At 65.9% G+C, this 18,248-nt stretch carries 19 protein-coding genes; 7 read left to right on the top strand and 12 right to left on the bottom strand.

The genetic code is table 11. The annotated features are described in order from the left end of the window. Window positions 1-96: 96 nt before the first annotated feature. Window positions 97-954, bottom strand: coding sequence for a hypothetical protein (locus QRN11_RS10110; protein ID WP_285250861.1), 858 nt, complete (start codon window positions 952-954; stop codon window positions 97-99). A gap of 273 nt (window positions 955-1,227) precedes the next feature. On the opposite strand from QRN11_RS10110, the gene QRN11_RS10105 reads away from it, so the two are divergent. Then, entirely contained in the window at window positions 1,228-1,761 is a 534-nt protein-coding gene (locus tag QRN11_RS10105) for a MarR family winged helix-turn-helix transcriptional regulator (protein WP_091418955.1), read from the top strand. Between the two features lie 79 nt (window positions 1,762-1,840). On the opposite strand, the gene QRN11_RS10100 is transcribed toward QRN11_RS10105, so the two are convergent. The 5 genes from QRN11_RS10100 to QRN11_RS10080 form a co-directional block, all read right to left on the bottom strand. Continuing rightward, window positions 1,841-2,149, bottom strand: coding sequence for a hypothetical protein (locus QRN11_RS10100; protein WP_285250860.1), 309 nt, complete (start codon window positions 2,147-2,149; stop codon window positions 1,841-1,843). A gap of 43 nt (window positions 2,150-2,192) precedes the next feature. Further along, window positions 2,193-3,329 carry a baeRF2 domain-containing protein gene (locus QRN11_RS10095; protein ID WP_285250859.1) on the bottom strand — a complete coding sequence of 379 codons (1,137 nt, stop codon included), beginning with the start codon at window positions 3,327-3,329 and terminating at the stop codon, window positions 2,193-2,195. Beyond that, a complete protein-coding gene (locus tag QRN11_RS10090) occupies window positions 3,326-3,541 on the bottom strand; it encodes a hypothetical protein (protein WP_091418960.1) in 216 nt (71 codons plus the stop codon). The genes QRN11_RS10095 and QRN11_RS10090 overlap by 4 nt, the downstream gene beginning before the upstream one ends. Before the next feature lie 129 nt (window positions 3,542-3,670). Then, the gene (locus QRN11_RS10085; RefSeq protein WP_091418962.1) at window positions 3,671-4,006 is read right to left on the bottom strand and encodes a hypothetical protein; all 336 of its coding nucleotides are present in this window, start codon (window positions 4,004-4,006) and stop codon (window positions 3,671-3,673) included. A gap of 54 nt (window positions 4,007-4,060) precedes the next feature. Then, entirely contained in the window at window positions 4,061-5,317 is a 1,257-nt protein-coding gene (locus QRN11_RS10080) for a D-arabinono-1,4-lactone oxidase (RefSeq protein WP_285250858.1), read from the bottom strand. 359 nt (window positions 5,318-5,676) lie between these two features. Here QRN11_RS10080 and treS point away from each other — a divergent pair, with 359 nt between their 5' ends. Continuing rightward, a complete protein-coding gene (gene treS, locus QRN11_RS10075; RefSeq protein WP_502935025.1) occupies window positions 5,677-7,905 on the top strand; it encodes a maltose alpha-D-glucosyltransferase in 2,229 nt (742 codons plus the stop codon). 17 nt (window positions 7,906-7,922) lie between these two features. Here treS and QRN11_RS10070 read toward each other — a convergent pair whose 3' ends face one another. The 5 genes from QRN11_RS10070 to QRN11_RS10050 form a co-directional block, all read right to left on the bottom strand. Beyond that, entirely contained in the window at window positions 7,923-9,203 is a 1,281-nt protein-coding gene (locus QRN11_RS10070) for a Y-family DNA polymerase (RefSeq protein WP_285250868.1), read from the bottom strand. 24 nt (window positions 9,204-9,227) lie between these two features. Next, a complete protein-coding gene (locus tag QRN11_RS10065) occupies window positions 9,228-9,659 on the bottom strand; it encodes a LexA family protein (protein WP_142058402.1) in 432 nt (143 codons plus the stop codon). A 72-nt stretch (window positions 9,660-9,731) separates the two neighbouring features. After that, window positions 9,732-10,436: an alpha/beta fold hydrolase gene (locus tag QRN11_RS10060; protein ID WP_285250857.1), complete on the bottom strand. Its 705-nt coding sequence runs from the start codon at window positions 10,434-10,436 to the stop codon at window positions 9,732-9,734. 42 nt (window positions 10,437-10,478) lie between these two features. Next, window positions 10,479-11,591, bottom strand: coding sequence for a ribosome small subunit-dependent GTPase A (gene rsgA, locus QRN11_RS10055; protein WP_285250856.1), 1,113 nt, complete (start codon window positions 11,589-11,591; stop codon window positions 10,479-10,481). A gap of 238 nt (window positions 11,592-11,829) precedes the next feature. Beyond that, window positions 11,830-12,066, bottom strand: coding sequence for a zinc-ribbon domain-containing protein (locus tag QRN11_RS10050; RefSeq protein WP_091418971.1), 237 nt, complete (start codon window positions 12,064-12,066; stop codon window positions 11,830-11,832). 144 nt (window positions 12,067-12,210) lie between these two features. Here QRN11_RS10050 and QRN11_RS10045 point away from each other — a divergent pair, with 144 nt between their 5' ends. Beyond that, window positions 12,211-13,362 (top strand): GGDEF domain-containing protein, encoded by a 1,152-nt coding sequence (locus QRN11_RS10045; RefSeq protein ID WP_285250855.1) that lies wholly within the window; start codon window positions 12,211-12,213, stop codon window positions 13,360-13,362. Between the two features lie 37 nt (window positions 13,363-13,399). Here QRN11_RS10045 and QRN11_RS10040 read toward each other — a convergent pair whose 3' ends face one another. Next, window positions 13,400-14,509 carry a LacI family DNA-binding transcriptional regulator gene (locus QRN11_RS10040; protein WP_285250854.1) on the bottom strand — a complete coding sequence of 370 codons (1,110 nt, stop codon included), beginning with the start codon at window positions 14,507-14,509 and terminating at the stop codon, window positions 13,400-13,402. A gap of 182 nt (window positions 14,510-14,691) precedes the next feature. On the opposite strand from QRN11_RS10040, the gene QRN11_RS10035 reads away from it, so the two are divergent. From QRN11_RS10035 to QRN11_RS10020, 4 genes are all read left to right on the top strand, one after another. Continuing rightward, window positions 14,692-15,540: an ABC transporter substrate-binding protein gene (locus QRN11_RS10035; protein WP_502686287.1), complete on the top strand. Its 849-nt coding sequence runs from the start codon at window positions 14,692-14,694 to the stop codon at window positions 15,538-15,540. A 91-nt stretch (window positions 15,541-15,631) separates the two neighbouring features. After that, window positions 15,632-16,420, top strand: coding sequence for an amino acid ABC transporter permease (locus QRN11_RS10030; RefSeq protein ID WP_091418976.1), 789 nt, complete (start codon window positions 15,632-15,634; stop codon window positions 16,418-16,420). Next, window positions 16,417-17,199, top strand: coding sequence for an amino acid ABC transporter ATP-binding protein (locus QRN11_RS10025; RefSeq protein WP_502935024.1), 783 nt, complete (start codon window positions 16,417-16,419; stop codon window positions 17,197-17,199). Before QRN11_RS10030 ends, QRN11_RS10025 begins: the two co-directional genes overlap by 4 nt. Then, window positions 17,199-18,242 carry a Gfo/Idh/MocA family protein gene (locus QRN11_RS10020; RefSeq protein WP_285250853.1) on the top strand — a complete coding sequence of 348 codons (1,044 nt, stop codon included), beginning with the start codon at window positions 17,199-17,201 and terminating at the stop codon, window positions 18,240-18,242. The genes QRN11_RS10025 and QRN11_RS10020 overlap by 1 nt, the downstream gene beginning before the upstream one ends. Window positions 18,243-18,248 lie beyond the last annotated feature (6 nt).

Genomic DNA, 18,248 nt, shown 5'->3' with positions numbered 1-18,248 from the left:
ACAGGTCCCGGGTCACCTCACCGAGCAACTCACCCAACGACGCGTTATCCGCTTTTTGATGCGCCTCACTCGGCGGCATCTCCGGAATCTGGCTACTCACAGCTGGCGTCCTTCCGTTGACCGATACGTGCCGTCGGCAGCGTGGTAGCTGCCGTCCTCGTCACGGTAGGGGTCATCCTCGAACCGGAGCGGGGTGTCCTCCGTGCTTCCTGAGGGGAGCGTGGAGGTGGAGACAGGCGCTCCCGTGCCGACCACCGGCTCATCAAAGAGGTCATCAGTTCCTGCCGCGTACACGGTCTCCTGATGGATCGGAGCCACCGGTGCGGACTGCACCGGGCGCTGGGCCGGGCTGGACTGAACGGCACCCTGTGAATCCGTTGCCCCTGCCGCGAGGCCGCGGGTAAGCCGGCCTGCCAGGACGCCGGCCCCTGCTGCCAGCAGGAGGAAGGTGCCGGGGCGGTTCCGGGCGAACCTCTGGACCTCGCCGAGGAGATCGCCCGGCTGCTTGTTTTCAAGCCAGGACGCCACCGATTCACTGCGCTGGGCTGCCTGTCGGATGAGGTCGCTGGCCACACCCTGCTGATCGGGGGCGCTCGCCATGCTGTGCAGCTGGCTGGAAATGGTCCGGATGCCTTCGGCGGCCTTCTGCTGCTGCGTTCCGGCCTGGCTGGTCAACCCGGACTTTGCCTGGGCCAGCAGATCCTGGGCGTTGCTCTTCGCCTCTGCGGCGACGTTGGCAGCTTCATCTTTGGCAGTGTGGGCTACGCCCTGGGCTGCAGTGGCGGCGTGGCCCGCCACATTCGAAGCCTCTTCCTTTGCCGCGTCCTTCTTGGAGGTGCCGCCGGTGCCCGGAGTGCCTGGGGTGGCATAAGTGTCTTCAACACCCACTTCGGAAGCACCGTACGGGTCCGAGATGGCGGGGTTGGGAGTCTGGGGCCATTGGTTCTCTGTCATCATGCTCTCTTTCGCAAAGGGTCAGCTGGCGATCAAGAACCAGCAATGCTGGCAATAAGTAGTAAGCAGGGTTACTACTTAGATACTAAGCACACTTTCCATTTGGATTGCAAGGGGGTGTGTTGGGAGGTTCCCTTTTGAACGGCCCTGCGGCAGGGCGGATAGTAAGCGTACTTGCGAACAGGATGCTAAGCATGCTTATTGTAGGTAGGTAGCGACGCATGAAGGGGTAACTACACCTGCACTTCGCCACCTACAGGAAGGCCGCGGCCGATGACGAGCAACCTCGATCCGGATGCACGGAACAGCTACCGCCTTATTACGCTGGCGGCACGCCTGGTCCAGCGGCGTCAGGATGATGCTCTGGCGCCCCTTGGCCTGACCCGTGCAGCTGTCATAGCCCTGGAAGGGCTGGCAGCCGGACCCCTCAACCAGGAGCAACTTGCCGAGGTGGTCCGGGTGCAGAGCCAGACCCTGGGCAGGGTGCTCACCCGGCTTGAAGGCTCAGGGCACATCACCCGGACCCGCCAGTCCACAGACCGGCGGCAGTTTAGGGTCGAACTCACCGATCTCGGCCGGGCGGCCCTCGAGGCAGCCCGGCAGGCGGAAATCGACGCCTACCCGGACGATCCGGAGATCTCCTGGAAGGTTCTGCAGGACGAGCTCACCAAGTTCATCCGTGCGGTGCCGCCCGGCAGGGACCCGGAGGTGGTTCCTTTTGTTGCGCCCGAACACCACCGGACTCCGCGCCGGTTCCCGGGTGCGCGCAGCCATGGTTTTCGTGGACTGGACCATCCGCAGCAATGAGCGCGGGAAGAATGAGCACGGGAAGATAGCGCAAAAGAGGGGCAGGGCCGGCAGCCCCGCCCCTCTCCCTGCGCTCTGGCTACTTGTTGTTCTCCTGCGTTCCGGTTCCGGTCGAGTCGTTGTCCTCCAGCAGCCCCCGCTGGGCCAGGTCGGCGGCTTCGGAAGCTTCGGCCGGCAGTGGATCCGTTGCCGGAGGAACGTCGCTTGGTGCGTAGTCGGCAAGGCCCGCAGCAACACGCTCCTGCTCGGCGGCAGCCTCATACGCGTCGTCGTCCACGTCCTCCGGCATTTTGCCGCGGCCCGTCCGGGTGGGATTCGGCAGCGCATCCTCTTCGGGGATGATCACGCCGCCAGGGGCAAGGTCCTCGTGGTCATTTCCAATTGCCATAACTGCCTTCCTTCCTGTCAGTTCGCTTGCTGCTGGTGATGGCTCACGACGACGGCACGTCGGGTCCCGTGGACCAGCGCAGCAGGGCTGCCACACCGGCATCCTCCGGCAGGACCGGGCCGGGGACCAGCAGCACCTGCGCATCTGTCAGCGCGGCCGCCCGAAGCAGGGCTGCGGGAGCGGGGACCTTGCCCAGTACGCCGGCCCCGAGGGATTCCTCCTCCGCCAGGGCAATCCAGGGCTCGGCATCAAGTGCGAGCAGGGTCCGCTCCGAAAGTGCGGCGTCGTCAAAGATGAGCACCTCCACCTGGGCCTGCTGCAGCGCGTGCACCACAGCCCCGATCCCGGTGGCGGACTCAGGATTGGCCTGGCCTTCCTGCATGGCCAGGCGGTCCATGATCTCCTGCTGTTCGGCGGCCCACTGTTCCGCGACGCGCTGGTTGACCTGGTCTTCGAGGAGGCCCTCATCCGCACCCGCTGTGTGCGTGTGGGAATCGATGGTGGACACCAATGCCTGGCTGGCCTTGGAGAGTTGCTCTTGTACCAGCCTCCGCGCGTGGATATCGCCGGCAAGGATCACCAGCCGTGCGCCGCTGCTGCCCACCACCCGGTCAATTTCCCCGGCCACCTGGTCCGCGTTGCGGCGCCAGACGTCCTCGGTGTGGTGCTGGAAGCGGAGATGGGCCCAGCCCCCGCCCTGGAACTTCTTGATGTGCTGGGTATCGCCCTGGACTTCCTCGGTGCTCGCCGGAGCGCCGGCTCCCGCGTAATGCAGCCGGATCTCGCCGTGTTCGCGGCTGACTTCGGCAACAACGAAGGGGAAATCCTCCGGCCGGTGCTTGACCAGCGGCAGGAGGTCCGGGATGGAATCCACCGATATCCGCTCCGGCAACACGAGCGCGCCGGGCAGGACCTCGTTGATCTCCACGTTTCCCTGGTGCACCAGGACGAACCTGGACACGGGGGAGGGGATGCCTGCTTCGGGCTGCAGGGCCTGCTCCACGGCTTCAAGGTCCGCAGCAGAAGTACCCTGCGCTTCCAGGGCGGCGCGGACATTGCCGGGCCGGACATCGCTTGCTTCCAGGCTGTCCACGGTGCCCGTTCCCGCGTCCACGTAAGCGGTGCACCAGGGGCCGGGGAGCCGGTACCGGTCCGCGTGCTCCTTCAGGCTCCGGGTCACTGTTCCTCCTCCGCGTCGCTGATGGAATCGGGGGAAGCGACGGGATTCAGGGCCTCCTGGACTTCAGCAGGATCCGTATCGTCGGGGAAAGGTTCGGTTTCGCGCCACTCCTCCGCGTGGGGAGGCTGGTTTGCATGGACCGCGCCCTGGGTTTCGTGCTTCAGCTCCTCATCGAGGATGGGGCCGTGTTTGGTGTTGCCGCGTTCAGCCATGACGATCTCCTTCGCTCGTGAATTTAGTATCACAGGCTTACTAGTTCGTCATTTCACGGTAGCACCAGGAGGCGGCGGCCAAAAGGGGGAATTCAGGAGGTCTCTGCCGGCTCAATCCCCTGGGTGCACTCAGGCTGCGCAGGCATCCTTCAGGGCCTGGACGGACTCGGACGGCACCTGGTCTCCGGCCTCCGCAATCTGGCCCAGCGGCGTCGTAATTTCAGCGGGTACGCCGGCGGTGCGGGCGGCCGATACCAGCCCGCCGAGGGCCCGCTTGTCCTCCACGCTGACCAGGCCGTCCTGGACAACGGCGCAAATCTGCCGGTTCACTTCCTCCGCGGCAGCCGTGGCCACCTTCGACGCGGCGTCGCTTGCAGCGTTCCCGGCGGCTTCCTCGACGGCGCCGCAGCCGGCGAGCAGCAGCATCAGGGGGACAGCGGACAGGGCGGCAAGGCGGCGGTTCATGGTTCCACCCTAACAATCGGCTAATAAACCGCCGGGTGCGCGGGTTCGGGGCCGTTACCGGCCGCTCGCCGCGGGGACGCCGAGGATGTGGTCCAGCAGTCCGTTGCGGAACTTGCCCTCGGGATCGTGCGAAGAGGCCAATGAGCGGAATCCGGCGAAGCGGGGGTACAGCGACTCCCAGTCGTGCCCGGACGGGGAGAACAGCTTGCCCCAGTGCGGCCGGGCGCCGAAGGGACGGAGCGCGTCCTCGAGTTCGGGAAGGAGAGCTTCCACCTCGGGCTGCAGCGGCTTCCATGTGAAGTGCAGGGCCACGCTCTGCTGCTGGTAGAAGGGGCTCAGCCAGAACTCGTCTGCAGCACCTGTGCGGATTTCCGAGACAAACAGCAGCGGCGCCAGCTTGTCCGCCAGGCCGCGGACCGCCTGAAGCGCCTCCGGCGCATTCTCCAGCGGCAGGATGAACTCGCTCTGCAGCTCCTCGCCCTTGCTGGGCGTGAACTCGTGCCGGAAATGCGGCAGCCGGTCCAGCCAGTGTCCCGGCTCATCAAGCTGGATGGTGCAGTTTTCCGCGGACATGTCCGGCAGCGGGTGGCGGGGGAACGTGGCGGCGGTGGCACCGAACAGGTCAGCCAGCGGCGGCTCCTGGTCCAGGGCCTTGAGCCAGACCTGGCTGATGGTTTCGCCGGCGTAGTCCGTGAACAGGCTGACGCTGTACGCGCTGGACATGATGTTTGTGAAGTCCGTCAGCGCCCGGTCCCACGGCAGGTTTTCCAGGACGCGCTGGCGCATCCTGAAGCTGGGCTGGACCGTCAGCTCCAGGCCTGTCACGATGCCCAAGGCTCCCAGGCCCACCACGCTGGCCAAGAACTCGTCCCCGTCCGCGCCGGTCAGCGTAACGCATTCACCCGAGGGGCGGACCAGGTCGATCGACTCCACTGCCCCGGCGAGCGAGGGGTTGTTCACGCCGGAGCCGTGGGTTCCGGTCTGTACGGCTCCGGCCACCGAAATGTGGGGGAGTGACGCCAGGTTGTGGATGGCCATGCCGGATTGCTCCAGCGTGCGGCACAGGGCTCCGTAACTGACTCCGCCGCTGACCTTGACGGTGCTGCGCTCCCGGTCAAGGAGCACCTCCTGCGGCAGGGCATCAAGCAGAACATGCACGCCGTCGGTGTCCCCTACGCGGTTGAAGGAGTGCCGGGAGCCCAGCGCCTTGATCCGGCCCGCGCGCTGCACAATCCCGGCCAGTTCCGCTACCGATTCCGGCCGTTCAACATGCGCGGAGGAGTATTCGAGGTTGCCTGCCCAGTTCTTCAAAAGTCAGCTTTCCGGTGGGGGACGAGAATTCGCTTTCTCAACTGTCAGCGCTAACAAACGGCGGTGTCAAGGCGCTTCCACGGAGTGCACGCTTTCCCACAGGGAGTGCATTTCCACCCGGGCATCCGGGTACGGGCATCCTGAATAGCCGCACACCTGAAATTCATTTGGCCGGCGCCGTTCGGCGTGCGCGCGAATCGTGGCAGAGTGGGATGCAGTCGAGTTGAGGGAGGAACTCAGTGTCTGATCTGGGAGAAGCGACCACCAGCGTGTCTGGGGCCGATGCAGTAGAACAGGCCGGCGAAACCGGCAACACGACTGGGCCGGAGGCTGCAGCGGTGACAGAACCGGCAGAATCCATCGAGGAGACAGAGTCCTCGGAGGTGCCGGAAGCTCCGGAAATTACTTTCGACGAAAAGTTCTACCCGGCGCGGCCCAAGGCACTGCGCCCTGTGGCCCGGCGTCGGCAGTATTTTGCCAATGCACCGTCACTGGAACTGGACGGCCTGAACAAAACCTACGTGGAGTGGCTGCGGAACCAGGCCATGCTCGGCGACGCCAACGTCCTGGCCCGGCAGCTCTCGGGGCAGGCCAGCATGTGGCAGCACTCTTACGCGCACCCCAACCCGCGGGCCGCCGTCGAACGCGCCTCAGTGTGGTTCACCGCCTACCCGCTGTCCTACATGACCACGCCGGGGCAGTCGTTCCTGGGGGCGCTGGGCGACCCGGAGCTGTGGAAAACGTTCCGGGAAATTGGCATCAGGGCCATCCACACGGGACCCGTCAAGAAGGCCGGCGGGCTGCAGGGGTGGCGGGAAACGCCAAGCGTGGACGGCCACTTTGACCGCATCAGCATGGCCATCGATCCGCTGTTCGGCGAGGAAGACGAGTTCCGCCGGATGTGCGAGGTGGCCGGCGAACACGACGGCACCATCATTGACGACATCGTCCCCGGACACACCGGCAAGGGTGCGGACTTCCGCCTCGCCGAGATGAACTACCGCGACTATCCCGGCATCTATCACATGATCGATATCCCGGAATCGGACTGGCATCTGCTGCCGGACGTCCCGCCGGGCGAGGACTCGGTCAACATCAGCCCCGACGCGGAACTGGCGCTGCAGCAGGCCGGGTACATCATTGGCAGGCTTCAGCGGGTCATTTTCTACGAACCCGGCGTGAAGGAAACCAACTGGAGTGCGACCCGGGCAATCGTGGACACCACCGGCCAGAAGCGCCGCTGGGTGTACCTGCACTACTTCAAGGCCGGCCAGCCCTCCATCAACTGGCTCGATCCCACGTTCTCCGGCATGCGCCTGGTGGTGGGCGACGCCCTGCACTCGCTGCTCGACCTGGGCACCGGTGCGCTGCGGCTCGACGCCAACGGCTTCCTCGGGGTGGAAAAGAGCGCCGAGGAACAGCCCGGCTGGTCCGAGGGGCACCCGCTCTCCGAGGCAGCCAACCAGCTGATCGGCAGCATGGTCCGCAAAGTGGGCGGCTTCACGTTCCAGGAACTGAACCTCACCATCGACGACATCAAGGCCACCTCGGAAACTGGGCCGGACCTGTCCTACGACTTCATCACCCGCCCCGGATACCACTACGCCCTGGTCACCCAGGACACGGAGTTCCTGCGCCTGACCCTGCGCCTGGCCATGGAGATCGGTGTGGACCAGGCGTCGCTGGTGCATGCGTTGCAGAACCACGATGAACTGACCTACGAACTGGTGCACTTTGCCACCCGGCACAAGGACGATGTTTTCGAGCTGGCCGGCACCGAAATGAACGGCGCGGAGCTGACGGAGCATGTCCAGGAAACGCTGCGGAATGCGCTGACGGGGGAGAACGGCCCCTACAACGCCGTGTTCACCACCAACGGCATCGCCTGCACCACGGTCAGCGTGATCACGGCGGCCCTGGGCATCAAGGATATTTCCGCGCTCACCGCCGAGCAGATCGATACGGTGCGGGAAGCGCACCTGCTGCTGGTCATGTACAACGCACTGCAGCCCGGCGTGTTCGCCCTGTCCGGCTGGGACATGGTGGGCACCACCACCCTGGACAGGGCACAGGTCCAGGAGCTCACCTCCCAGGGCGATACGCGCTGGATCAACCGGGGCGCGCACGACCTGATGGGTACCAACGCCGAAGCGACCGTCTCGGCCTCGGGAATGCCGCGGGCCCGCAGCCTGTACGGTCCGTTGCCCGAGCAGCTCAAGGATGAAGGGTCCTTCGCGCGGCGGCTCCAGAAGATCCTGAAGGTCCGCGAGGAGTGGGGCATTGCCACCGGTGTGCTCCTGGACGTTCCGCAGGTTTCCCAGCGGGGGCTGCTGGTGATGGTGCACCGGCTCGCGTCCGGCCAGATCCAGGTGACGGTCCTGAACTTCTCCGGTGAAAGCATCACCGGCAGCGTCAACTCCAGCCACTTGGAGGCCGGCGCCGGGGTGCGGGACCTGTTCACGGACGAGACGGTGGGCCAGGTGGATGACCTGCACAGCTTCTTTATTGAGCTTGGTGCGTACCAGGGGACGGCGCTGCTGATTGAAGAGCCGGCTCCCGAGGAGGAAGAGGCGCCGGAGGGCACGTAGTTCCGCCGGGGTCGCGGTCATGCCGCCTTGACCAGGGGGAGCTCGTCCCAGTGCGTGGTGTACCGGGGTGAGCGCATCCCGCGTTTCATGGTCCAGTCCGGTCCGCCGCGGATCCCGGCATGGCCCAGGCCAATGGATCCGCGGCCGTAGCGTTTGGTGATGTCCTCCAGCAGTGGGCCGATGTGGCGTTCCTCGTGCGGGTTCTCGAACAGTTCCAGCGGCTTCTGGTTGCCGCTGGGCCGCAGGTCCGTGACCATAATGCCCGCCCGGGCGTACCTGGTGCCTTCGACGATGGCGGGCAGCAGCGCATGGGCTGCCTTGGTGAGGATGACCGGGTCCGCCGTCGGCATGGGAAGCGGAACGCAGACGGATGGAAACGCCGCCTGCCGGGCGTTGAAGTGCGATGTCCCGGCGAAGGCGGTGAGGAGTTTCGCCTGCAGGTTGTGCTTGGCCAGCCGCCCGCTGGCCATCTGGGCGTAGACACTGAGGACCTGCCGCACGTCCTGGGCCGTGGTGATCGGGGTGGAGAAGGAGCGGGAGAAGATCAGCTGGTCGCGCCCGATCCGGGCCTCTTCCATGGGGATGCACGGTGTGCCCTGCAGCTCCAGGACCGTGCGCATCATCACCACGGAGAAGCGTTCGCGGATCCTGACGGGGTCCGCGCGCTTGGGGTCCAGGATGGACTGGATCCCCATGGCGTTCAGGCGTTTGGTGATCCGTGTTGCCACGCCCCAGATTTCGATGACCGGAAGCCGGGCCATCAGTGCCTCCTGCTGATCGGGCGGCACTGAGTCCCAGCGGCAGACACCGCCGAACGCCGGGTTGTGCTTGGCCCACTTGTTGGCGAGCTTGGCCAGCGTCTTGGTGCGGGCAATGCCGACGCAGACGGGCACTCCCACGTTCCGCGCCACGACAGCCTTGATGGTCCGGCCGAGGTCCAGCAGGTGTTCCGGGCTGCCTTTGACGCCGAGGAAGGCCTCATCAATGCTGTACACCTCCAGCCAGGCGGAATACCGGCCCAGCAGTTCCATAACGCGGGCACTGATGTCCCCGTACAGCTCATAGTTGCTGGATTTCGCGATGAGCCCCCACTCCCTGGCTCGGGGTGCGAGCTTGAACCAGGGGTCCCCGGTCTGGATGCCCAAGGCCTTCGCCTCCGGCGAGCGGGTGACGGCGCACCCGTCATTGTTGGACAGCACGATCAACGGCTTTCCCTCCAGCGAAGGGTCAAAGACGCGCTCGGCGCTGGCGTAGAAGCAGTTCACATCCACATGGGCGATCTCGGGCATCTGCCGCATGATGGCCGGCTTCATGGCAACTTCTCACACATGATGCAGGCACCTGGTGGCCACACCCCAGATGGTCAGCTCGCTCAGCGCGGAGACCCTGATGTCCGGGTACTTCGGGTTTTCGGCCTGCAGCAGCACGCCCCCCGCCGTGATCCGCAGCCGCTTAATGGTCAGCTCGCCGTCCAGCACTGCGACTACCACCGAGCCGTCCCGGGGCTCGAGGGCCCGGTTGACGATCAGTTCGTCCCCGTCGCTGATCCCCGCGCGCTCCATGGAGTCCCCGGTCACCCGGACCACGAAGGTGCTGGTGATGTCCTTGATCAGGTGTGCATTCAGGTCTATCCGGCCATCGAAATAGTCCTGGGCGGGCGACGGATACCCTGCTGCCACCGGCACCGGGGACAGCCAGGCCAGGTGCAAAGAGAGTCCCGCATCTATCACGCGGGGACCGATAATAACGCCCACAACACACCCTTATTCGAATATATGTTCGATACTTTGAGTGTACAGCCGGGGGCGGACAATGACGACGGCGGGCTACCCCGTCCGCTCCACGGCCGCGAGGATGGCGCGTCCCAGTTCAGCGGGTTTGGTGAACTGGGGCCAGTGCCCGGTGGGGAGGTCCACGTATTCCACGTCGCGCATCCGGCCCAGCTCGGCCACAAAGGGGTGGCCGGCGTCGATCCACTCCTTCAGCATGGCGGACGGAAACTCGCAGGCGATGATGGTGGCCGGAACGTCGTAGCGGCGCTCGTCGTGAAGGTGCTGCTGCTCGTAGGCCACCCCCTTCGGCTGCGGGATGGCCCGGGCCCGGAAGGCCTCGCGGAGCCCGGTGTCGAGGTCCACCAGGTCCGCGTCCTCGAACTCCTCCCACGGCGGCAGCGGAACGTCGTCGCCGTCGGCCTTCAGTTCGTCGTTGATGACGCCCCCTTCGCCCAGGGGTCCGCTGTCCACATAGATGGCGCGCTCCACCCGGTTCGGCCGCGCATCCAGGGCGCCATGGATGATGGCGCCTCCCCCCGAATGCCCAACGAGCACAACCCTGCCTTCCAGGGAGTCGATGGCGGCAACCACGGCGTCGATATGATCCCGCAGCCCGATCCCGGCCCGGTCGGCGTCAACCGACTCCAGGCCGGGAAGGGTGAGCGGATGCGTCCTATGGCCGGCGGCGTCCAGCGCGGGCGTCACCTCCGCCCAGGAGGAGGCGTCCAACCAGAAACCGGGAACCAGGATGATGTCCATGACGGCACCCTACTAGCCGGGACGGACAAACTGAATGTGCGCTCAGCGCCGCTTCCGAGCCCGTCCATTAGTTCCGGAGCTTTCCCTTTTTTCCGCCGTCTCGCGCTCCGCCCACCGCTGGGACCTCCCGGCGGACACCACCTTCTGGTGCCACTCCCGTTGGTAGGCCCGCTGGGCGGCGGCATCGCTCCGTCGGGCCAGGCCGGCCAGTTCGCGCTGCAGCTTCAGGTAGTTGTGCCAGCGGCGCTCCTCCAGCGCGCCGCCGGCAATGGCTTCCTGCACGGCGCACCCCGGCTCGCCCTGGTGGGCGCAGTCCGAGAACCTGCACCGGGCTGCGAGCACCTCCACGTCGCCGAACATCTCACCAATGCCGTCCTCGGCGTCGAACAGTCCAAAGCCCCGCACGCCGGGGGTGTCCATCAGGACTGTCCCGTTGGGAAGCGGCACCAATTCACGCGACGTGGTGGTGTGCTTGCCCTTGAAGTCCCCGGCCCGCACCTCCCCGGTGTCCTGGACGTCCCGCCCCACCAGGGCATTGATCAGCGTTGACTTGCCGGCGCCGGACGGGCCCAGCAGGACGATGGTGCCGCACGCCGGAATGTGCGACAGGAGTTCGTCAATGCCGTCACCGTTTTCAGCGGAGGTGGTGACCACGTCCACGCCCGCCGCCTGCAGGATGACTTTGCCGACGACGTCGTCCGCCACCGCGGCGAGGTCCGCCTTGGTGATGATCACCAGGGGAGTGGCACCCGAGTCCCAGGCGGCAACAAGGGTGCGCTCCAGCCGGTTGTGCGTGAGGGGCCGGTCCACCGGCACCACCACGCCCACCATGTCCATGTTGGCGGCCAGGACCTGCGCGGCGGAGGAGTCCTCGAAGGCGCGCTTGCGGCTGAGTTCCGAGCGGCGCGGAAGGACGCCAAGGATCTGGCGCTCGCCGCCCCGGTTGGGGCCTATCCATACCCAGTCGCCGGTGACTGCGGTTTCACCGGTCAGGGGGTAGGGCAGGTGCAGGAGGTCTGCGCCCACTGCCACGAGCAGCAGGTTGCGGTCCACGCGGACCACCCGGCCGCGCTCGCTGGCATGTGCGAGGGGATGGTTGTCGAAATGTTGGGCGACGGTGGAGGTGTAGCCGTAGCGGAACGTGCTGTTGTTCACTCTGATACCTCGGGGTATGCCCCCTGCGCACCGGCCGCTGACGGCCTTGGCGTTCGGCGCTCCGCTGGTCAGGCGGCGACGGTGCGGTGCAGGGGAAGGGTTTGGATGAAGGGTGCGGAGCGCTCAGGGCGAGCGACAGTAACAGTCATCAAAAACACCTCCCTCTCCAGCAGTCGGGACCGGTATCCAGTCCGGCTCTTACTGTAGCTGCGGCTTGCTGGATCCGCCATGGGGGTCGTTAGCGCTGCAGCTCCAGGGCCCGCCGCTGCCGGGCCGAGATGCTCGAGACGAAGCCGCAGTTGGTGCACGTGATCCGGTAGGAGCGTGAGGTGGTGAACACCGGGATGAAGAACAGCGTGAACTTGGTGGCCCGTTCCTCCAGGTGATGGTGCACAAAGGATCCGCAGTTCCGGCACGTTGCGGGCTTGCCGGGCAGGGCTTTCAGTACTGTCTTGAAACCGAAGAGAAGGAGCACGGTTCTGCCTTTCGGGATGGTCCTGCGGGCTATTAGACAACTTTAGGCCCGGCGCGTGCGTCAGGGGTTGTCCTGACAGGTTCGCGGGCCGATGCCATACTTGGGGTCGGCACGCTTTTCCGCACTCGGGGGGACTTCGCACTCATGGTTCTGGATACCGCGACCCTGAGAATCGCGTTTGGCCTGATGGCCCTGGTTCTGGTGTTCCTCTTCTACTTCTCCGCATACCGGATCACGCGCTCGCCGTACAGCGGCTGGTGGTGCCTTGCCCTGATCTTCTTCCTCACCGGATCCGCATGCTTCCTGCTGGACGGCACCCCGCACCAGGTCTGGGCCAACCCGGCGGGAAACGTCCTGCTGGTCCACGGCGGCGTGGCGGTCTGGGCAGGCGCACGCTCGCTGCGCACGGTCCCGCCCATCAAATGGGCTTTCACCGGCATTCCGCTGGTCACGCTGGTTGCCTCCGTCCTGGACAACCCCGCCACCAACACCTGGTCCGGCGGCCCGGTGTTCCTGGGCGCCATGTGCCTCACCATCGGGCTTGCATCCCGCGAGCTGTGGCGCCTGGAGCCGGGATATTCGCGCGTCCGGATTCCCATGGCCGTGGCGGCCGGCGGCCTCGCGGTCTTCTATTTCCTTCGCTGGCTGGCTTTCCTGGTGGAGGGGCAGAACGGCCCGACTTTCGTTACGGTCTTCGGTTCCGCCGTTACCACCATGGTGACCATGGTGCTGCTGGTGGTGGTCTCCTTCAGCATGGCCGCGCTCAGCAGCGAACAGCAGACCAGGGCTCTGCGCGTGGTGGCCACCCGTGACGACCTCACCGGGCTCCTCAACCGGAAAGCCTTCCTGGACCTGGCGGCCGAGCAGTTGGCGGACCGCAGCACCACGCGCGGCTCCGGCACCCTGATCCTGGCCGACCTGGACCATTTCAAGTCCGTCAACGACACCTACGGCCATGCTGCCGGGGACCTGGCCCTGCAGTCCTTTGCCAATGCCTGCACCGACACCGTGCGGTCCACCGACCTGGTGGGGCGGTACGGGGGCGAAGAGTTTGTCCTCTTCCTTCCCGGAACCAATGCGGAGCGGGCCGAAAACATTGCCGAGGAGATCAGCCGGCGCCTGGCCGCGGCCCCGGCAGGGGACGGGATGGACATGCCCACTGCGAGTTACGGGATTTCCACGTACGACGCCGGCACCAGGGACGTGGAGGGCCTGATCGCCGCCGCGGATGCTGCCTTGTACATGGCCAAGTCACTGGGCAGGAACCGAACGGCCCGCAGCGACAGGATGCGCTAGTACTGCGGACCGGCGGCGATGCCTTGGAAGGCCGGAGTCAGGCCGGTTCCCCTGCGAGTTGTCCGAGTTTTGGTGCTGCCGCGGCCGCACGGACCGTACCAACCGACCCGCGCCGGACCAGCGTTGCCGTGAACTGTGCCGGTGCGGCCCGGGGGAGCCCTTCCATCTGCCGGATGAGGGCCTTCGCGGCGGCTGCCCCCATGTTGTACACCGGTTGGGCGATCACGGTCAGAGGCGGGCTGGTGAGCCGTGTCCACGGAAAGTCGTCATACATGAGGAACGAAACATCGGCCGGAATGGACAGTCCCAGCTCCTGGATCGCTTCCACGACGCTCAGGGCGATCAGGCCATCGGACGCCACCACCGCAGTTGCCTGCTCCGGACCCCGGAGAACCTCCCGGGTGATGCTGCGGATGGAGTCGGCGTCGCCGGCATTCAACCGGACCAGATCCTCCGGAAAGGGCAGCCCGGCCGCCAGGTATGCCTGCCGCATGCCCTCAAGGCGGTCCGCGATCTGCGACGAATCCAGCACCATGTCCGCCCGATAGGGAGAGTCGGTCCTCAGCGTTGAAATGAACGCGATCCTCCGGTGGCCGGCACCGAGCAGATATTGCGTGGCCTGCAGGGAAATCTTCGCCATGTCCACGGCAACCGTCTCAACGTCCAGGGTGCCGCCGCTGCGGTCAAGGAAGACCAGGGGGCGGCCGGATTGGTGGACCTGCCGGAGGTGTTCGGTGTCCACTGACGATGCCGGCGCGACGATCAGGCCATCCACCCGCTTGTCCAGCAGGACCCGCACCGCCTCCACTTCGGCTGCCCGGTCCTCATCGGTATTCACCAGGATGACGTTGTAGCCGGCTTTCTTCGCCGCATCCGTAATGCCCCGGGTAGCCAGGCCGAAGTGCGGGTTTTCAATGTCACCCACCACCACGCCAATAGTGTGCGATTTGCCCGTATTCATGCTGCGGGCGAGTTCGTTGGGGCGGTAGGAAAGAGCCTCCGCCGCGGCGAGGACCCGTTCCCGGACATCATCGCTGACGGCTCCGTAATTTCCCAAAGCGCGTGCGGCCTGCGCTTTGGAGACCTGGGCCGCCTTGGCGACGTCGGCAACTGTTACGTCCCGCCGTCGTGCTCCTTCACCGTTCATCTTCACCTTTCGAAGGGCTGTTGACGGCCCCTGTGACTTCGGCTACATTTCTATCCATCGATGTGAGTCCGGTCTCAATCCTAAGCGGTGAGACCGGACTCAACAAGAAACATCGGCGACTTTCTTCGGCGGCCCTGACAGCACCGCCTTCCCACCAACGATTGGACAACGCTGTGAAGAAAATGACATTCCGGCCGGCCGGCATTGCCGCGGCAGCACTGGCCGCCGTCCTGGCGCTCTCCGGCTGCGGCTCGACCTCGGCGGCCTCCACCACGGAAAACAATCCGTATGGACTCATCCAGCCGGGCACCATCAGGGTGGCGAGCCTGGGCGATTCAAAGCCGTACACCTTCGCTGACGGCTCGGGCAATTTCACCGGCTTCGACGTGGAGCTTTTCAAGGACGTGGCCCACCGCGCCGGCGTAGACAACGTGGTCTTCACCGGCCAGGACTTCTCTGGCCTCCTTGCAGCAGTCGCCAACGGGCAGTTCGACGCCGGCGTGGCCGCGATCGGCATCACGGACAAGCGCAAGGAAACGGTGGACTTCTCCGATGGTTACCTGGCCGGCTACCTGACGGTCATCACCACCAAGACATCAGGCATCACCAGCGCTGACGGCCTGGCCGGGAAACGCCTCGGCGTAGTCCAGGGCACCCTCCAGGAGGCATTTGCGGTGAAGAACTTCACCTCGGCCAGCCTGGTGCGCTTCCCGGACAACAACACCGCTGTTGCAGCCCTGAACAGCGGAACGGTGGACGCCCACTTCCTGGATTACGAGGCTGCAAAGGCCTACCAGGAACAGCACGGCCTGGTCAGCGCCGCGGACATCCCGTCCTTCGACGCGCCCGCCGGCTTCGCCGTCGCGAAGGGCAAGCCGGCATTCAAGGAGGCCCTGAACAAGGGCCTGGCCGCGGCCATGGAAGACGGCACCTGGAAAAAGCTCTACCAGAAGTGGTTCCCGGGCTCCCCGATGCCCGAACAGTACCTGCCCAAGGCTGAACAGGCCGCTTCGCCGACGCCGGGCAAGTAGGCCCGCAAGCGTGCCTCCATCCACCTGACCGGGCGGGCAGCCGCACGCGGCCTGCCCGGCACCTCCCTAATATCTACGTCTGAGAGCAACCATGGACTGGTTCAACACCATCATCCGTACCTTCTTCGACTTCGGCGCTATGGCCGAGGTCCTGCCCCAACTCCTGACGGTCGGCCTGCTGAACACGCTGATCATTTCCATTGCCGCCACCGTCCTTGGTACCGTGCTGGGCATGGTGGTGGCCGTCATGGGCATCTCACCGTCCAAATGGCTGCGGGTTCCGGCCAGGATCTACACAGACCTGTTCCGCGGCCTGCCCGCCATCCTCACCATCCTGCTGATCGGACAGGGCTTCGCCCGGCTCAGCCAGTCGGTCTTTGGGCCTTCGCCCTACCCGCTGGGCATCATCGCGCTGAGCCTGATCGCCAGCGCCTACATCGGCGAGATCTTCCGCGCCGGCATCCTCAGCGTGGATAAGGGCCAGGGAGAGGCCTGCCGTGCCCTGGGCATGAGCTACGCCAAGTCCATGGCGCTGGTGGTGGTGCCCCAGGGCGTCCGCCGGGTGCTTCCGGCCCTGGTGAACCAGTTCATCGCCATCGTCAAGGACTCCTCCCTGGTGTACTTCCTGGGCCTGCTGGTCAGTGAACGCGAACTCTTCCGGGTGGGACAGGATGCCGCTGTCCTGTCCGGCAACCTTTCGCCCCTGGTGGCAGCCGGGATCTTCTACCTGGTGATCACCGTTCCACTGACCCACCTAGTGAACCACTTCGACAACAAGTTCCGGACAGGACGCCGCCGCCCCGCACCGCCCACCAGCGGCCTGAAGGAAGTCAAGGAACTCGACGCGGCATCGCCGCTCACCACCGGGAGCAACACATGAACATGCAATCCACCACCACTGCCGGACCCGGCGCCGCCGGCCCGGAGACCTTCCACGGATCCAGCCTGGAACTGCGCAACCTCACCATGGCCTACGGCGACATCGAGGTGCTGCGCAACGTCAGCCTCACCGTGGCCCCTGGCACCACCACCTGCATCATCGGGCCTTCCGGATCCGGTAAATCCACCCTGCTGCGCGGCGTCAACCGGCTCCACGAACCCAAAAGCGGGAACGTGCTGCTGGCCGGGGAAAGCACCCTGGCCGCCAACCCGGACACGCTGCGGGCCCGTATCGGCATGGTGTTCCAGCACTTCAACCTCTTCCCGGACCACACCGCCGAAGAGAATGTTGCCCTTGCTCTCTGGAGCGTCAAAGGCATGCCTAAGGCCCAGGCCATGGAACGCGCCCGCCAGCGGCTTGCCGAGGTTGGGCTGGCCGAACGCGCCGACCACCGCCCCCGTGACCTCTCCGGCGGCCAGCAGCAACGCGTTGCCATCGCACGTGCCCTGGCGATGGAACCCGAAGTGATGCTCTTCGACGAGGCCACCAGCGCCCTGGACCCCGAACTCGTCAAAGGCGTCCTGAACCTTATGGCCGGCCTGGGCCGGCGCGGCATGACCATGCTCGTTGTCACCCACGAGATGGGCTTCGCCCGCAAAGTGGCCGACCAGGTGGTTTTTATGGACGAAGGCGAAGTGGTGGAAGCCGGAACACCCGCCCAACTCTTCGACAACCCCCGCAGCGAACGCCTGCAGCGCTTCCTCTCCGAGGTGCTCTGATGCGCACGGTTGCCAAGGCACCCATCAGGACCGCCGTCGTCGGCTTCGGAATCTCCGGCAAGGTATTCCACGCGCCCCTCCTCGCGGCCAACCCGGACTTCTCGCTGGACGTCATCGTCACGGCGCAGACGGAACGCGCCGGGGAGGCGGCACGCCTCTACCCCCGGGCACGGATTGTTGCCAACCCGGAGGAACTGTTCGCCCTGGCCGCGGACCTGGACCTGGTCATCCTGGGCACCCCGCCCCACACACATTTCGGGCTGGCCGCAACGGCCATCGCCCACGGCCTGAACGTGGTGGTGGACAAGCCTTTCGTACCCACGTCCGCGCTTGGCGAGGAACTGATCAGCAGGGCGTCCGACGGCGGGGTGCAGCTGACGGTGTTCCAGAACCGCCGGTGGGATGCCGACTTCCTCACCTTGCAGAAAGTGCTGGCCTCCGGAGGCCTGGGCGAGGTCACCAGCTTTGAGTCGCGGTTCGAATGGTGGCGGCCCGAAGGCTTCGGCAACTGGCGGGACACGGTGTCCCTGGCGGAGGGCGGCGGCATCCTGCATGACCTCGGCGCCCACCTGATCGACCAGGCCATCCAGCTGTTCGGCCCGGTGGAAACGAGCTACGGCGAGACGGCCAACCGCGGTCCGCATCCGGACGCGGCGGACACCGAAGCCTTCGTGTCGCTGCTGCACGCCTCCGGTACCCGCACACGGCTGTGGATGAACGGCATGGCCGCCCAGGCCGGGCCCCGCTTCCACGTCCTCGGCACCCGGGCCGGCTACACCAAGTGGGGCCTGGACGGACAGGAACCCGCGCTCGCCGCCGGGATGCCGCCGTCGGACCCTGCCTACGGCGTGGACCCCCAGGAGCATTGGGGGCTCCTGGGGGTGGACGGGGCAACCGCTCCCGTACCTGCCGAACGCGGCGCCTACCCGCAGTTCTATGTCCAACTGGCCGCCGCCCTGCGCGGAAACGGGCCTCTTCCCGTCGATCCAGCCGAACCTCTTGAAGTCCTGAAGGTCATCGAAGGCATCCACGCCCTGGCCTGAAGTCCC

The sequence above is a fragment of the Pseudarthrobacter sp. fls2-241-R2A-168 genome (genome assembly GCF_030209335.1).
Taxonomy (GTDB): Bacteria; Actinomycetota; Actinomycetes; order Actinomycetales; family Micrococcaceae; genus Arthrobacter.
This window is presented reverse-complemented; position numbering and strand designations above follow the sequence as displayed.

Bases quoted from the DNA above. Each gene is read 5' to 3' on its own strand.
- QRN11_RS10040 (WP_285250854.1), bottom strand. From the start codon at position 14,509: ATGAACGGTGAAGGAGCACGACGGCGGGACGTAACAGTTGCCGACGTC.
- QRN11_RS10110 (WP_285250861.1), bottom strand. From the start codon at position 954: ATGACAGAGAACCAATGGCCCCAGACTCCCAACCCCGCCATCTCGGAC.
- QRN11_RS10085 (WP_091418962.1), bottom strand. From the start codon at position 4,006: ATGAACCGCCGCCTTGCCGCCCTGTCCGCTGTCCCCCTGATGCTGCTG.
- QRN11_RS10030 (WP_091418976.1), top strand. From the start codon at position 15,632: ATGGACTGGTTCAACACCATCATCCGTACCTTCTTCGACTTCGGCGCT.
- QRN11_RS10020 (WP_285250853.1), top strand. From the start codon at position 17,199: ATGCGCACGGTTGCCAAGGCACCCATCAGGACCGCCGTCGTCGGCTTC.
- QRN11_RS10070 (WP_285250868.1), bottom strand. From the start codon at position 9,203: ATGCGGCAGATGCCCGAGATCGCCCATGTGGATGTGAACTGCTTCTAC.
- QRN11_RS10060 (WP_285250857.1), bottom strand. From the start codon at position 10,436: ATGGACATCATCCTGGTTCCCGGTTTCTGGTTGGACGCCTCCTCCTGG.
- QRN11_RS10025 (WP_502935024.1), top strand. From the start codon at position 16,417: ATGAACATGCAATCCACCACCACTGCCGGACCCGGCGCCGCCGGCCCG.
- QRN11_RS10105 (WP_091418955.1), top strand. From the start codon at position 1,228: ATGACGAGCAACCTCGATCCGGATGCACGGAACAGCTACCGCCTTATT.
- QRN11_RS10090 (WP_091418960.1), bottom strand. From the start codon at position 3,541: ATGGCTGAACGCGGCAACACCAAACACGGCCCCATCCTCGATGAGGAG.
- QRN11_RS10035 (WP_502686287.1), top strand. From the start codon at position 14,692: ATGACATTCCGGCCGGCCGGCATTGCCGCGGCAGCACTGGCCGCCGTC.
- QRN11_RS10100 (WP_285250860.1), bottom strand. From the start codon at position 2,149: ATGGCAATTGGAAATGACCACGAGGACCTTGCCCCTGGCGGCGTGATC.
- QRN11_RS10045 (WP_285250855.1), top strand. From the start codon at position 12,211: ATGGTTCTGGATACCGCGACCCTGAGAATCGCGTTTGGCCTGATGGCC.